Source organism: Aureimonas sp. ME7 (assembly GCF_903970965.1).
GTDB lineage: Bacteria > Pseudomonadota > Alphaproteobacteria > Rhizobiales > Rhizobiaceae > Aureimonas.
In genome coordinates, this window is sequence record NZ_CAJCKW010000010.1 from 77,516 (window position 1) to 93,263 (window position 15,748).

The 15,748-nt window shown below is 63.2% G+C and carries 12 protein-coding genes and 1 tRNA gene; 2 read left to right on the top strand and 11 right to left on the bottom strand.

Annotation, left to right across the window (positions count from 1 at the left end):
* Positions 1-16: 16 nt before the first annotated feature.
* On the top strand, positions 17-1,525 hold the full coding sequence (locus H7A85_RS16425; protein ID WP_182087048.1) for a TRAP transporter large permease subunit: 1,509 nt from the start codon (positions 17-19) through the stop codon (positions 1,523-1,525).
* Between the two features lie 73 nt (positions 1,526-1,598).
* Here H7A85_RS16425 and H7A85_RS16430 read toward each other — a convergent pair whose 3' ends face one another.
* Entirely contained in the window at positions 1,599-2,684 is a 1,086-nt protein-coding gene (locus H7A85_RS16430; protein WP_244631241.1) for a TRAP transporter substrate-binding protein, read from the bottom strand.
* A gap of 162 nt (positions 2,685-2,846) precedes the next feature.
* Entirely contained in the window at positions 2,847-3,950 is a 1,104-nt protein-coding gene (locus H7A85_RS16435) for a TRAP transporter substrate-binding protein (RefSeq protein WP_182087049.1), read from the bottom strand.
* 153 nt (positions 3,951-4,103) lie between these two features.
* On the opposite strand from H7A85_RS16435, the gene H7A85_RS16440 reads away from it, so the two are divergent.
* Positions 4,104-4,179 (top strand) — tRNA-Thr (locus H7A85_RS16440).
* Between the two features lie 27 nt (positions 4,180-4,206).
* Here the strand turns inward: H7A85_RS16440 and H7A85_RS16445 are convergent.
* The 9 genes from H7A85_RS16445 to nuoL form a co-directional block, all read right to left on the bottom strand.
* Positions 4,207-4,896 carry an ABC transporter ATP-binding protein gene (locus H7A85_RS16445; RefSeq protein ID WP_182087050.1) on the bottom strand — a complete coding sequence of 230 codons (690 nt, stop codon included), beginning with the start codon at positions 4,894-4,896 and terminating at the stop codon, positions 4,207-4,209.
* Complete coding sequence (locus H7A85_RS16450; RefSeq protein WP_182087072.1) at positions 4,893-6,119, bottom strand: lipoprotein-releasing ABC transporter permease subunit; 1,227 nt, start codon at positions 6,117-6,119, stop codon at positions 4,893-4,895. Before H7A85_RS16450 ends, H7A85_RS16445 begins: the two co-directional genes overlap by 4 nt.
* Positions 6,120-6,199: 80 nt before the next feature.
* Positions 6,200-7,522 carry a proline--tRNA ligase gene (gene proS, locus H7A85_RS16455; RefSeq protein ID WP_182087051.1) on the bottom strand — a complete coding sequence of 441 codons (1,323 nt, stop codon included), beginning with the start codon at positions 7,520-7,522 and terminating at the stop codon, positions 6,200-6,202.
* 403 nt (positions 7,523-7,925) lie between these two features.
* Positions 7,926-8,192 (bottom strand): DUF1467 family protein, encoded by a 267-nt coding sequence (locus tag H7A85_RS16460; protein ID WP_182087052.1) that lies wholly within the window; start codon positions 8,190-8,192, stop codon positions 7,926-7,928.
* Between the two features lie 64 nt (positions 8,193-8,256).
* Positions 8,257-9,867 (bottom strand): ribonuclease J, encoded by a 1,611-nt coding sequence (locus H7A85_RS16465; protein WP_182087073.1) that lies wholly within the window; start codon positions 9,865-9,867, stop codon positions 8,257-8,259.
* Between the two features lie 139 nt (positions 9,868-10,006).
* Entirely contained in the window at positions 10,007-10,780 is a 774-nt protein-coding gene (locus H7A85_RS16470) for a biotin--[acetyl-CoA-carboxylase] ligase (protein ID WP_182087053.1), read from the bottom strand.
* Positions 10,781-10,785: 5 nt separating this feature from the next.
* On the bottom strand, positions 10,786-12,231 hold the full coding sequence (gene nuoN, locus H7A85_RS16475) for an NADH-quinone oxidoreductase subunit NuoN (RefSeq protein ID WP_182087054.1): 1,446 nt from the start codon (positions 12,229-12,231) through the stop codon (positions 10,786-10,788).
* Between the two features lie 19 nt (positions 12,232-12,250).
* Entirely contained in the window at positions 12,251-13,762 is a 1,512-nt protein-coding gene (locus H7A85_RS16480) for an NADH-quinone oxidoreductase subunit M (RefSeq protein ID WP_182087055.1), read from the bottom strand.
* Complete coding sequence (gene nuoL / locus H7A85_RS16485; protein WP_182087056.1) at positions 13,762-15,741, bottom strand: NADH-quinone oxidoreductase subunit L; 1,980 nt, start codon at positions 15,739-15,741, stop codon at positions 13,762-13,764. The genes H7A85_RS16480 and nuoL overlap by 1 nt, the downstream gene beginning before the upstream one ends.
* Between the last annotated feature and the right edge of the window lie 7 nt (positions 15,742-15,748).

Below are 15,748 nucleotides of genomic sequence, written 5' to 3' on the forward strand. Positions count from 1 at the left end.
GGGGGATTTAATCGACATGTTCGAATACGGACCGATGCCACCGCTGATGTTCGGCGGGATGATCGTTTTCCTGATCCTGGGTTTCCCAGTGGCCTTCTCGCTGGCAGCCGTCGGCCTCCTGTTCGGCGTTCTGGGCGTCGCTTTCGACCATTTCAGCCCCGCCCTCCTGAATGCGCTGCCGCTGCGCTTCTACGGCGTCATTTCCAACGATCTGCTGCTGGCGATCCCCTTCTTCACGTTCATGGGAGCGATCCTAGAGCGGTGCGGATTGGCGGAAGACCTTTTGGAAGGTTCCGGCCAGCTGTTCGGACCGGTTCCAGGCGGCCTGGCCTATGCGGTCATCATCGTCGGCGCGGTTCTTGGTGCCATTACGGGAACCGTCGCCGCCTCGGTGATCGCCATGGGCGTCGTGTCCCTGCCGGTGATGATGCGCTACGGCTACGACATGCGTCTCGCGACCGGCGTTATCGCGGCGTCCGGCACGATCACCCAGGTCATCCCCCCATCGCTCGTCCTGATCATTCTCGCCGATCAGCTCGGCCGCTCGGTCGGCGACATGTATGCCGGCGCGATCGGCCCCTCGTTCCTACAGATCGCGCTGTTCCTCGGCTTCATCTTCGTGGTTTCGAAGCTGTCGCCTCACAAGATGCCGCCGCTGCCACCCGAAGCGCGCACCAAGAGCGGCCGCGAACTCCTGTGGCAGGTGGCCAAGGGAATGGTGCCTTCGCTGGCGCTGATCTTCCTCGTCCTCGGCACGATGTTCATGGGCTTGGCGACACCGACGGAAGCGGGCGCGATGGGTTCGGTCGGCGCCATTCTGCTGGCGGCCCTGCATCGCCGTCTCAGCTGGACGCTGACGCGTCAGGCGATGGCGACCACGATGCGCCTGACCGCGATGGTGGTGTTCATCCTGATCGGGTCCACCGTCTTCAGCCTCGTATTCCAGGGCATGGATGGCGGGCACTGGATCGAATACCTGCTCTCGCACATTCCAGGCGGGGTCGTCGGCTTCCTGATCTTCGTCAACATCTTCATCTTCTTCGTGGCGTTCTTCCTCGATTTCTTCGAAATCGCCTTCATCATCGTGCCGCTGCTGGCGCCGGCTGCTCATGCGCTCGGCATCGATCTCGTCTGGTTCGGCGTGCTTCTGTGCGTCAACATGCAGACCGCCTTCATGCATCCGCCTTTCGGGTTCGCCCTCTTCTACCTGCGCGGCATCGCGCCGGCGAACGTGAAGAGTTCGGACATCTATCTCGGCGCGATCCCTTGGCTCGGGCTTCAGCTGATCCTGGTGCTGATCCTCATCCTCTGGCCGCAGTCGGTGACCTACTTCCTCAAGGAGGAAGCGGTGGTCGATCCGTCGACCATCCAGCTGAACATTCCGATGCCGGACGCTCCGGCCGCCAACCCCGGCGGTGCTCCCGCCGCTCCTTCGTTCGGCGTGCCCGCTCCGCCAAGCTTCGGCGCACCCGCGGCCCCGAGCTTCGGAGCGCCCGCCCCGCCGTCGTTCGGTGCGCCGAACTAAGACAAAAAACAGAAAGGCCCGGCGGATCAACCGCCGGGCCTTTCAACATTGGATGGGGAATGATCGTGCGAGGCTACTTGCCGGCGGCCTGCTGCGTGTAAACGTAGGTGTCGTAGGAATACTCCGCGACGCGGAACCACTCGTAGCTTTCCGAGCGGAACTGCTTCCAGGGCTCGTAGATCGCCCTCCACTTCGCGTTGGATTCGGACAGCGACGCGTAAAGCTTCATCGCCGAGTCGTAGGACGCATCGAGAATGTCGCGCGGCAGTGGCCGAAGCTGGACGCCTTTGCCGACGAGAGAGCGGATGGCCTGCATGTTCTTGGCGTCGTAGAGCGCGAGCATGTTGATGTTCGCGGCCTTGGCCGCCGTATCGAGCGCCGCCTTGTAGGCGTTCGGCAACTCGTCGTATTTCGCCTTGTTGAAGAGGAAATGCAGCGTCAATCCGCCTTCCCAGAAGGCAGGATAATAGTAGTACGGCGCAACCTGATAGAAGCCGAGCTTCTCGTCGTCGTAGGGTCCGATCCACTCCGTCGCGTCGATCGTCCCGCGCTCCAAAGCGGGATAGATGTCGCCGCCGGCCAGCTGCTGCGGCACAACACCGAGCGGCTCGAGCACCCGGCCCGCCAGCCCGGCGATCCGCATCTTCAGGCCTTTCAGATCGGCGACGGAGTTGATCTCGCGCCGGAACCAGCCGCCCATCTGGACGCCCGTGTTTCCGCCCGGCAGCGCCTTGATCGAGTAGTCGGCCAAGAACGTGTCGAACGCCTCGTTGCCACCGCCATGGTAGAGCCAGGCGTTCTGCTGGCGAGCATTGAGGCCAAAGGGGATCGTCGCGCCGATGGCGAAGGTCGGGTCCTTGCCGACATAGTAGTAGCAGGCCGTATGAGCCGCCTCGACCGTCCCATCCTGCACGGCATCGAGTGCCTGAAGGCCGGGGACGAGCTCGCCAGCGGGAAACACGTCGATCTTGAACTTGCCGTCGGTGATCTCGGACACCGCCTTTGATAGGGCCTCCGCCCCACCGAAGATCGTGTCGAGCGTGTTCGGGAAGCTCGATGTCAGCCGCCAACGGATGCTTGGCGCATCCTGTGCAAGGGCCGGTGCCGCCAGCATCGTACTGGCCGCCGCGCCGGTGGAAACCGCACCGGCGTTGAGAATGAACTTTCTGCGATTCACGTGCTTTCCTCCCACACGCGGCGTCTCGCCACTCGCGCATAGGAAACGACACGACTGCCGAGCGCAAGCTGCGCTTGTGTTTGGAAAACGAGAAAGGCCGACGCGTTTTGCGCGCCGGCCTTCCGATCGGTCCTGCGCCTCGCCTTACTTACCGGCGGCCTGCTGGCTGTAGACGTAGGTGTCGTTGGTGTACTCGGCGACGCGGAACCACTCGTAGATCTGCGTGCGGAACTGGCTCCATGGGTCGTAGATCGCCTTCCACTTGGCGTTCTTCGCCGAAAGCTCGGCGTAGAGCTTCTGTGAGGATGCGAGCGAGGCGTCGAGAACGTCGCGCGGCAGCGGACGAAGCTGTACGCCCTTGCCGACGAGCGAGCGGATCGCGCGCATATTCTTCACGTCGTAGTCGGCCAGCATACGGGTGTTGCAAAGGGTCGAAGCCGCTTCCAAGGCCGCCTTGTAGGCTTCCGGAAGCTCGTCCAGCTTCGCCCGGTTGAACAGGTAGTGGACCGTCGGCCCCGCCTCCCAGAACGCAGGGTAGTAGTAGTACGGAGCGACCTGATAGAAGCCGAGCTTCTCGTCGTCATACGGTCCGACGAACTCGGTCGCATCCAGCGTGCCGCGCTCCAGCGCGGGATACACGTCGCCGCCAGCCAGCTGCTGTCCGATCACGCCGAGCGGGGCCAGAACCTGACCCGCGATGCCGGCGATCCGCATCTTCAACCCCTGGAGGTCGTTGACCGAATTGATCTCCTTGCGGAACCAGCCGCCCATCTGCGTCCCGGTGTTGCCGCCCGGCCAGCCGAAGACGCCGTAGTCCGACAAGAAGTCGTTGATCGCCTCGTTGCCACCGCCGTTGTAGAGCCAGGCGTTCTGCTGGCGCGCGTTCAGGCCGAAGGGAATGGAGCTGCCGATCGCGAAGGTCGGATCCTTGCCCACGTAGTAGTAGAGAACGGTGTGCGAGGCTTCGACTGTCCCATCCTGCGTGGCATCCAGCGCCTGCAGACCCGGGACAAGCTCGCCGGCGGGAAAGACGTCGATCGTGAACTTGCCGTCCGTCAGCTTCGACACGGTCTCGGAGAAGAGGCGCGAGGAGCCGAACAGTGTGTCGAGCGTGTTCGGAAAGCTCGACGTCATGCGCCAGCGAATGCTCGGCGCGGTCTGTGCCAAGGCGGGCGCCGCGAGGCTCGATCCCACCACGGCCCCGCCTGCGAGGGCACCTGCCTGACGAAAGAATTTGCGACGGTCCATCCGGAATCCTCCCACACTCGTGGAATGTCCTATGCCCGCAATTTCCGTCCCGCGAAAGCTATTCCGCGTTCGTTCCGTTGAAACGACTCCTCGCAGACGCCGCCCGATTTTGATGATGCACCCCCCGACCAACCATGCTAGAGGCAATCCGGCGCCGGCTTAGCTCAGATGGTAGAGCACCTGATTTGTAATCAGGGGGTCGCGGGTTCGATCCCTGCAGCCGGCACCAGTCCCGCCTTCGCTTCGTCTCGTCCGTTCAAAGAACGTGGTCGACGATCTTCCCGCCTTCCAGCGTCACCGCCCGGTCCATCCGGCGCGCCAGGTCGTGATTGTGGGTCGCGATCAGCGCCGCGACGCCGGATTGGCGCACCAGGGCCGTCATCGCCTCGAACACGTATTGCGAGGTCGTCGGGTCGAGATTGCCGGTCGGCTCGTCGGCCAGGAGCACATAAGGGTTGTTGGCCACCGCACGGGCGATCGCCACGCGCTGCTGCTCGCCGCCCGAAAGCTCGGATGGGCGGTGCGAAACGCGCTTGCCGAGCCGCATGTATTCCAGAAGCAGCTTGGCCCGTTCACCGGCGACCTTACGCGACAGGCCTCGAATCATCTGCGGCAGCATGACGTTCTCCAGCGCGGAGAACTCCGGCAGGAGATGATGGAACTGGTAGACGAAGCCGATGGACGAACGACGCATGTCGGTTCGTCCGGCATCGTCCAGCCCACCGCAGGACGTGTCGTTGATGAACACGTCGCCGGCGTCCGGCTTTTCCAGAAGCCCAGCGATATGGAGAAGGGTCGACTTGCCGGCGCCGGACGGCGCCACGAGCGCGACGATCTCGCCTGCGCGGATTTCCATGTCGGCGCGATCGAGGATGGTCAGCTTCGATTCGCCCTGGACGTAATGGCGCTCGACCCCGGTCAGGCGAAGGGAGGACGTCTGGCTCATTCGTAACGCAACGCTTCGACAGGATCGAGTTTGGAAGCCTGCCAGGACGGGAAGATCGTCGCCAGGAACGAAAGCCCGACGGCCATGAGAACCACGGTCACCACTTCGCTCGGATCGATCTCGGCCGGCAGGCGGGACAAGAAGTAGAATTCGGGATTGAACAGCGTCGTCCCCGAGACCCAGGAGAAGAACTGCCGGAGGTTCTCGATGTTCAGGCAGAACAGGGTGCCCAGCACGAACCCGGCCAGCGTCCCGGCAACGCCGATCGACGCGCCCGTGATCAGGAACACGCGCATGATCGAGCCACGCGTCGCGCCCATCGTGCGCATGATCGCGATGTCGCGGCCCTTGTCCTTCACCAGCATGAAGAGGCCGGAGATAATGTTCAGCGCGGCCACCAGCACGATCAGCGTCAGGATGATGAACATGACGTTTCGCTCGACCTCGAGCGCCGAGAAGAAGCTCTCGTTCATGCGCTGCCATGTGACCGTGTAGTTCGGCCGACCGGCGGCCTGCTCGATCGGGCCTTGCAGCGAGACGACACGGTCCGGGTCGTTCAAGAAAATTTCGATCGATTGCGCCTTGTCCTCCGAATTGAAGAACAGCTGCGCCTCGCCGAGCGGCATGTAGACGTAGGACGCGTCGTATTCGGAAAGCCCGATTTCGAAGATCGCAACCACCGGATAGGCCTTCACCCGGGGTGTTACGCCGAGCGGCGTCACATCGCCTTCCGGCGAAACCAGCGTGATGCTGTCGCCCAGCCGAAGCCCTAAGCTTTCCGCCAATCGGGATCCGATCGCGACACCTTGGCTCGTATCGAAGTTGTCGATCGTGCCCTGTTGGATATTGGCGGCCACCGGTGTCAGGCGCTGAAGGTCGGCCCCGCGTACGCCCTTCACGAGCGCGCCCGTCGAATTCGACGCCGCGCCCGTCGCCAGGACTTGCCCTTGGACAAGCGGCATCGTGTAGGCGACGCCCTCGACGCCCGAAACGCGTTTGGCGACCTCGTCGAAATCCGTCAGCGGACTGTCGATCGGCTGCATGATCACATGTCCGTTGACGCCGAGGATGCGCGTCAGAAGCTCGCCGCGAAAACCGTTCATCACCGACATGACGATGATGAGAGCCGCGACACCCAGCATGATCCCGACGAAGGAAAAGCCGGCGATGACCGACACGCCCGCGTCGCGACGGCGTGAGCGCAGGTAGCGACCGGCGATCATCCATTCGAAGCGCGAGAACGGACGTGTCTTGCCCGCACCCGCTTCGCCGTGGACGGCTGCTTCCAGGGTGTCGCTGCGCGTCACGCCGAAAGCCGAACCAGGAGATCCGCCGCGGGCAGCGTTTCGCGCTCGCCCGTGGCCCGCGTCTTCAGCTCGACCTCGCCAGCTTTCGCACCGCGCGGCCCGACGATCACCTGCAGCGGCAGGCCGATCAGGTCCATCGTCGCGAACTTGGCGCCCGCGCGCGTGTCTTCGTCGTCGTAGAGAACGTCGAAACCGGCGGTCTGAAGTTCGGCGTAGATCCGGTCGCAGACGGCATCGCAGTCCGCGTCGCCCGGCTTCATGTTGATCAGCCCGACGTCGAACGGCGCAACGCCCTTCGGCCAGATGATGCCGGCCTCGTCGTGGCTGGCTTCGATGATCGCGGCGATCAGGCGGCTTGGTCCGATGCCGTAGGAGCCCATCTGCACCGGCACTTCCTTGCCGTCCGGCCCGGTGACGGTGGCCCCCATCGGCTCGGAATACTTGGTGCCGAAATGGAAGATGTGGCCGACCTCGATGCCGCGCGCCGCAAGCTGCCGATCCGCGGCCACCTCGCCCCAGGCCACTTCGTCGTGCATCTCTTCCGTCGCGGCGTAAGGCGTCGTCCACGTCTCGACGATGGAGGCGAGAGCACCCGCGTCGGAAAAGTCGACGCCATCGCTCGGCACGGCCATATCGAGATAGGCGCGGTCGCAGAAGACCTCGCTTTCGCCCGTCGATGCCAGGATGATGAACTCATGGCTGAGTTCGCCGCCGATCGGACCGGTGTCGGCTCGCATCGGGATCGCCTTCAGGCCCATCCGCTCGAAGGTGCGCAGGTAGGCGACGAACATCCGGTCATAGGCCGTCTTGGACGATTCGTAGTCGATGTCGAACGAGTAAGCGTCCTTCATCAGGAACTCACGCGAGCGCATGACGCCGAAGCGAGGACGCACCTCGTCGCGGAACTTCCACTGGATATGGTAGAGGTTGAGCGGCAGGTCCTTGTAGGAGCGGACATAGGACCGGAAGATATCGGTCACCATCTCCTCGTTGGTCGGCCCGAACAGGAGATCGCGCTCGTGGCGATCCTGGATCCGCAACATCTCCTTGCCGTAGTCGTCGTAGCGCCCACTTTCGCGCCATAGATCGGCAGATTGGATCGTCGGCATCAGAAGCTCGATGGCCCCCGACCGATCCTGCTCCTCGCGGATGATGCGCGTCACCTTGTCGAGAACGCGCTTGCCCAGCGGCAGGAAGCTGTAGAGCCCGGCAGCCTGCTGGCGGATCATCCCGGCACGCAGCATCAGCCGGTGCGAGACGATCTCCGCCTCTTTCGGGGTCTCCTTGAGGATCGGCAGAAAGTAGCGGGAAAGACGCATGGGACCTTGGAGCTTGGCGTTCGAGCGCATGTCGCGCGAATGAAGCTCGTGTCTTAACCATTCCCCTTCGGCTTGCAAACCAAACCGGCGTTGAGATCTCAAACCAAGGGTCAGGTGACAAGCCTCGGTTCATTTTCGATGACTGGCGTAAAACCGGGCGCGCTGACTAAAAAATGTCATAAACGCGAAAATCCGTATCGACATACCGCGCGCAATGAGCGTAGATATTCCCATCAAGACAAGCGCATCAACAGCGCGACAGGCTTGGTCTCGTCTTGGGAGGACGTGGTTTTCGGCGCACTTCGGTGCAGCCCCGGTCCAGTCATCGGAGCAGAACCCAGACCCGGCAAACTGAAAAATGCGAAGCGCGAGCTTCGCATTTTTTTTGTGCACTGTTGGGCCGTCATGTTCCGGGAACGATGTGCGGGAACGACCCAGGGCCAATGCCCCACACTTCCGTCACGACGTAATAGGCCGCGAAAACCAGCGTCGACAAGACGGTCGTCCAAAGGACGACTCGTCCCATCCGAAAGCGCGCCGGTGCGCTGTGCGCCGTGCCGAGGACGATATCTCCGTCATCCGCCTGTGAGCGCATGCGGATGGGGAGAACAACGAACAGGACAGTCCACCAGATCACGAAGTAGATCGCGATCGCCGTCAGTACGCCCATGGTCGTTTCCCTCGCGCTTGTGGGTTTCGCCCCTGCCCTAGCACGAGCGAAACCAACGGGCAGATCAGCACCGCGTGACGAACACCGTCACCGCCGGCTTCTTGCCCCAAACGTCCTGCGCCTCGCCACGAACGGCTCGCCGCACCGCTTCGCGAACGAGCTCCAGATCCTTGCGGCGTCCGCGAGGGATGCTCTCCACGGCGCCAGCGGCCGCCTCCATCAGAAGCTCGCCGATCTCCTCGCCGTCCTCGTCCTTCTCCGGAAGGCCCATGGCGACCACTTCGGGATCGATATCAAGCTCAAACTTCTCATCAAGCTCAACCAGAACCGAAACATGCCCCGCGAAGGACAGGCGTCGACGCTCGCCGATACCCATCTCATCGGCCGTGCCGACCAGATGCCCATCCTTGTAGATCCGTCCGAACGGCACTTCGTCGATCACGGTGGACGGCCCCGGCGATAGCCGCAGCATCTTGCCGTTGCGAATGACGGCCACGTCCTTGACGCCCAGTTCGCGGGCCAGCTGCGCATGTGCCATCAGGTGCGCGGCCTCGCCATGGGCCGGCACGGCGATCGCAGGGTGGGTCCATTCGTACATCTGACGCAGCTCGTTGCGACGGGGATGGCCCGACACGTGGACGAGCTGATCGTGATCCTCGATGACACGGACGCCGCGTTCGATCAGCGCGTTCTTGATATCGAGAATAGCCTTCTCGTTTCCGGGAATGCTGCGCGAGGAAAAGATGACGGTGTCGCCCTGCGATAGCGCGACCGTCGGATGCTCGTCTCGCGAGAGCTTCGCCAGCGCCGCACGTGCCTCGCCCTGGCTCCCCGTCAGGACGATCACGGCCTTGTCGCGCGGGATATAACCGAAATCCTGCTCGCTGACGAAGGGCGCGATGCCTTCGAGGTAACCGAGCTCATCGGCCACATCGGCGACCCGCTTCATGGAGCGGCCCATCAGGAGGACCTGACGGTCCGCCTCGGCGGCAGCCTGCGCGATAGAGCGGATGCGGCCGACATTCGACGAGAAGGTCGTGATCGCGACGCGTCCCTTCGCTTCGCGAATGATCTGCGCAAGCGACTGCGAAACCGCCAGTTCGCTTGGCGACTCGCCTTCGCGCATCGCGTTGGTCGAATCGCAGACGAGCGCGAGGACCCCTTCGTCACCGATCTGTCGAAGGCGCGCCTCGTCGGTCGGCTGGCCGAGCGCCGGGGTCGGATCGATCTTCCAGTCACCCGTATGGAGCACCGTACCCGCGGGGGTGCGAATGGCCAATGCCACCGGCTCGGGGATCGAGTGCGTCACGTTCACCGCCTCGATCGAAAACGGTCCCACCTGGAACCGATCACCGGCGCGGAAGATCTCGACCGGGACCTTGGGCGCACCGGGTTCCCCCTCACGCTTGGCTTGCAGAAGCGCGGCCGTGAACGGGGTCGCGTAGACGGGCACCTTCAACTTCGGCCAGAGCGTCAGCACGGCGCCGTAGTGATCTTCGTGCGCATGCGTGATGATCAAACCCTTCAGGTTCTTCAAACGCTGCTCGATGAAGGAGATATCGGGCATCACCAGGTCGATGCCAGGAAACTCGGGACCCGCAAAGGAAACGCCGCAGTCGATCGCGATCCATTCCCGGTTGTCCGGCGGGCCGTATCCATAAAGCCCGAAGTTCATGCCAATTTCACCAATGCCGCCAAGCGGCACGAAAACCAATTCCGACAAGTGTCACGTTCTTTCATTCAGGCACGGCCGAAGGCCGCGCGTTCCACGTCTCATGCAGCCGGGGGTCACCCGGAATTCGTATCGTCGCCGCTCAGGGCACGGCGGAGGCCGAACGCAGGAAGAACAGGTCACCGGCAGAAAACACCCGCCGCTCCCCCCCTTCGCGCTCCAGGATCAACCGTCCATCCGCATCGAGGTCGGCAAACCGCCCCTCGATCGCTTCGCCGCTCGGCAGCGTCACACGGCAAGGCTCTCCCTTGCCGATGGAGTGGCGAATCCACTCCCGTCTTATCACCTGGAATTGGCGACCCGACGACCAGATTTCCAGTGCTGCCTCGACTCCGGAGGCTAGCGCAGAAAATACGTCGTCGATCGTACCTTTGAACCCTTGGGATCGCAGGGTGGTGGTCGGATATGCCGCGCCCGCGAAGTCGAGCTCGACGTTGACGCCGCAGCCGATCACCACCGCTCGGCGTCCCGGCGCCACGGTTTCGCTTTCCAGAAGAATCCCGACCAGTTTCGCGCCATCGACCATAACGTCGTTCGGCCACTTGATGCGGACCCGGTCCGGGTCGACGCCGGGTAAGGTCGCAAGACCGTTTCGGACGCCAAGCGCCACCACCAGCGGCAGATTGGTGATCTCGCTATCGGGTGCGGGATCGAGAAGAAGGAGCGTAGCATAGAGGTTGCCGCGCTCCGATTGCCAGACCCGACCCCGTCGGCCGCGCCCGGCGGTCTGGACGGCAGCCGTGACCCAGAGCGGTCCGGGATCGCCGGAACGCGCCGCCTCCAGGGCCACCAGATTTGTCGAAGCGACGTCGTCGAATGCCAGATGTCGTCTTGCGCCGACGGGCCGCTTCTCCATTCGGATCAGAAGAACGTATGAGCCGCTGCGGCAGCCGCTGCCGACAACGGGCCGGCGATGACGATGTACGCCGGGAAGATGAGAAGCGTCGCCGCGCCGGCAACGAGCTTCAGTTCGGTGCTCATCGGCTCGAACCCGGTAAGCGGTTCGTCGAACCACATGACCTTGACCACGCGCAGATAGTAGAAGAGGCCAACCGTCGATGCGACGACACCAATCACGGCAAGCGGAACCAACCCTGCCCCGACCGCGGCACTGAAGACGAACCACTTGCCCCAGAACCCGAGCAGCGGCGGCACCCCTGCCAGGGAGAACATCAGCACCGTCATGGAAACCGCCATGACGGGGTTGGTGCGCGACAAGCCTGCCAACTGGTAGACGTCCTCCACCATGCCGTCACGGCGACGCATGGCAAGGATCAGCGCGAAGGTCCCGAGCGTCATCGTGACATAGGTCGCCATGTAGATCAGGACGCCCTGTACGCCCGCTTCCGTTCCGGCCGCCAGACCGACCAGCACGTAGCCCATGTGGCCGATCGAGGAATAGGCCATCAGCCGCTTGATGTTGCGCTGGCCGATCGCCGCGAACGAGCCGAACAGCATGGAAGCGATCGACAGGAAGACGATGACCTGCTGCCAATCCGCCGTCATCGGGCCGAAGCTCTGCACGGTGAAGCGCGTCAGAAGCGCCACAGCCGCGACCTTCGGTGCACCGGCGAGCAGCGCCGTCACGGGCGTCGGGGCGCCCTCGTAGACGTCCGGCGTCCACATGTGGAACGGGACCGCCGAGATCTTGAACGCGAGACCGGCGAGGACGAACACCAGGCCCACGATCAGGCCGACCGAGCGGGCCCCGTCCACCGCCACCGCCGTCGCGATCGCCTGGAACTCGATCTGGCCGGTGAAGCCGTAGACGAGCGAAGCGCCGTAGAGCAACATGCCGGATGAAAGCGCGCCGAGCACGAAGTACTTGAGGCCGGCTTCCGTGGACTTGACGTGATCGCGATGGATCGCGGCGATCACGTAGATCGCCAGCGACTGAAGCTCGAGGCCCATATAGAGGGCTATCAGGTCCCCGGCCGAAACCATGACGAGCATGCCGGTCGTGCAGAGCACGATCAGAACCGGAAGCTCGAAATTGGCGAAACGCTCGCGCTGCGCGTAGCCGGTGGACATGAGGACCGCCGCAGCCGCTCCGATCAGAACCAGAGCCTTCATGAACCGCGCGAACGGATCGAGGATGATCGATCCGCCGAAGGCGACGCCGAGCGGGGTCGCGAACAGAAGCCAGACGAGAGCGAAGAGAAGGGTGCCGACCGTGAGCGAGGTGACCAGCCCCGCGCTCTTCTCACCCAGGAACGTCCCGATCATCAGGAGCGCCATGGCGCCCACCGAAAGGATCAGCTCAGGACCGACAATGGGAAGGCTTTGCGCCACGAATTGCGAGAACATCGACTGCCCTGCCCTGTTTTCAGTTCTGGATCGATGCGACGCTGGACGCCGCTTCGATGGCTGCCGTGTAGCTGCTCAGAAGCTGCTCGACGGAAGCGGTCGTCACATTGAAGACCGGCATCGGATAGACACCGAAGAAGACGGTCAGCACCGCGAGCGGGTACAGAAGCGCCTTCTCGCGCGGTGTCAGGTCGAGGATCGACTTGAGGTTCTCCTTATCGAGCGCCCCCAGGATCACGCGGCGGTAGAGCCATAGCGCGTAGGCGGCCGACAGGATGACGCCGGTCGCGGCGAAGATCGCGACCCAGGAGTTCACGCGGAACACGCCCATCAGCGTCATGAACTCGCCGACGAAGCCGGACGTCCCCGGCAGGCCGACATTGCCCATGGTGAAGAGCAGCATCATCGCGGCATAGGCCGGCATCCGGTTCACGAGCCCGCCATAGGCGGCGATCTCGCGGGTGTGCATCCGGTCGTAGACGACGCCGACGCACAGGAAGAGCGCGCCCGAGATCAGGCCGTGGGAGAGCATTTGCAAGATCGCGCCCTGGATACCCTGCTCATTGGCCGCGAAGATACCCATGGTCACGAAGCCCATGTGCGCGACCGACGAATAGGCGATCAGCTTCTTGATGTCCTCCTGCATCAGCGCGACCAGCGAGGTGTAGATGATCGCCACCACCGAAAGCACGAAGACGAAGGGCGCGAAGTCGGCCGAGGCCAGCGGGAACATCGGAAGCGAGAAGCGCAGAAAGCCGTAGCCTCCGAGCTTGAGCAGGATGCCCGCCAGGATCACCGAGCCCGCCGTCGGAGCCTCGACGTGCGCGTCCGGCAGCCATGTGTGGACCGGCCACATCGGCATCTTCACCGCGAAGGACGCGAAGAAGGCGACCCAAAGCCAGGTCTGCATCTGTGCCGGAAACTGGTAGGCCAGAAGCTCGGGGATCGAGGTCGTGCCCGCCGTCCAGTACATCGCCATGATGGCGACCAGCATCAGCACCGAGCCGAGGAACGTGTAGAGGAAGAACTTGTAGGACGCGTAGACGCGCCGCTTGCCGCCCCACACCCCGATGATCAGGAACATCGGGATCAGCGACCCTTCGAAGAAGAGGTAGAAGAGCACGATATCGAGGGCGCAGAACACGCCGATGACCAGCGTTTCCAGCACCAGGAACGCCATCATGTATTCCTTAACCCGAACCGTGATCGCATCACGGCTGGCAAGAATGCAGATCGGCAGGAGGAAGGTCGTCAGGATCACGAACAGCATCGAGATGCCGTCGACGCCCATCCGGTAAGCGATGCCGCCCGTCAGCCACTCCGCCTCCTCGACCATCTGGAAGCCAGCGACCGAATTGTCGAAGCCGATCCAGATGAGGAGCGAAAGGAGAAACGTGAAAATGCTGACGAGCAGCGCAACGTTACGGATGTTGCGACGAGCCAGTTCGCTGTCGTCCCGCGTAAACAGGATGATCAGGACGCCGATCAGCGGCGCGAAGGTTACCGCCGAAAGGATAGGCCAGCCCGACATCACAGCATTCCCCTGAACATCATGAACGTGACCAGCGCCGCGACGCCGATCAGCATGACGAAGGCATAATGGTAGAGATAACCCGTCTGCAGCCGCACAACCCAACCCGTTACGTCGAGCGCACGGGCGGAGATGCCGTCGGGTCCCAAGCGGTCGATGACGGCGACGTCACCCTTCTTCCAAAGGAAACGACCGAGCCACTTGGCCGAGCGCACGAACAGGAAGTCGTAGAGCTCGTCGAAGTACCACTTGTTCAAGAGGAACTGGTACAGGCCAGGGTTGCGCGCCGCCATCTGCGCCGGGCGCTGCGGCTGGCGGACGTAGAAGACGTAGGCCAGCACGAAACCAAGCGCCATCGCGATGGTCGGCGACCAGACCACAAGAGCCGGAACTTCGTGCGCCTCATGCAGGATATGGTTCTCCGGCCCGGCGAAGAGCGCGGTATGCCAGAAGGTCTCGTAGTTCGCTCCGAGGAAGTACGGATAGAACACGATACCGGCCAACAGCGCGCCCGCCGACAGGATGAAGAGCGGAGTCGTCATCACCGGAGGCGACTCGTGCACATGGTGCATGACCTCATGGCTTGCGCGCGGCTTGCCGTGGAAGGTCAGGAACACGAGGCGCCAGGAGTAGAAGCTCGTCAGCGCCGCCGCGATCACGGTCATCATGTACCCGTACATCGCAAAGGCGTTCTCGCCCGCGAAAGCGCTCTCGATGATCGCGTCCTTGGAATAGTAGCCTGCCGTGAACGGGAAGCCGGTCAGCGCCAGCGTTCCGATCATCATCGTCCAGTAGGTGATCGGGATGTGCTTCCGCAGGCCGCCCATGTGGCGCATGTCCTGCTCGCCATCGACCGCATGGATCACCGAGCCGGCGCCAAGGAACAGAAGCGCCTTGAAGAACGCGTGCGTGAAGAGGTGGAAGATTGCCGCGCCATAGGCGCCGACGCCGAGCGCTACGAACATGTAGCCGAGCTGCGAGCACGTCGAATAGGCGATGACGCGCTTGATGTCGTTCTGAACGAGGCCGATCGTCGCCGCGAAGAACGCCGTCGTGGCGCCGATGAAGGTGACGAAGGTCAGTGCGGAATGGCTGAGCTCGAAGACCGGCGAAAGACGCGCTAGCATGAACACGCCGGCGGTGACCATGGTTGCCGCGTGGATCAGCGCGGACACCGGCGTCGGCCCTTCCATCGCGTCCGGCAACCAGGTGTGAAGGCCGATCTGCGCGGACTTGCCCATCGCACCCATGAAGAGAAGCAGGCAGATCGCGGTCATCGCCCCAGCCGCCGGAAGCGAGTAGCCCGCAAAGTTCAAGATCGGCGCGGTGGCGGTCGCAGCAGCTTCCCCACCCTCAGGGTAGATCGTGCCAACCATCTGGCCGGCGCCCGCGAAAATCGTGTCGAGGTTGGCCGAGCCGAACACGACGAACAGGCCGAAGATGCCGAGCAGGAATCCGAAATCGCCGACGCGGTTGACGACGAAGGCCTTCATCGCCGCCTTGTTGGCCGAAGGCTTCTGATACCAGAAGCCGATCAGAAGGTAGGACGCGAGGCCCACGCCTTCCCAGCCGAAGAACATCTGGACGAGGTTGTCGGCCGTCACCAGCGTCAGCATCGCGAAGGTGAAGAGCGAGAGATAAGCGAAGAAGCGTGGACGCGAGTCGTCGTGGTGCATGTACCCGATCGAGTACACGTGGACCAAAGCCGAAACGGTGTTGACCACGACCAGCATGACGAGCGTCAGCCGGTCGATCCGCAGCTGCCAGGAAATGTCCAGGGTTCCCGCCTGCATCCATTGCAGAACCGGGATGTGGAGCGTCTCGCCGCCGAAGGTGAGGAACCCGACCCAGGACAGAACGGCGGCCGCGATCAGAAGACCGCTGGTCACATATTCCGAAGCCTTGGCACCGATCTGGTTGCCGAAGAGGCCCGCGACAACGAAGCCGACGAGCGGCAGAAGGACGATCAGGGTATACATCGTCGGG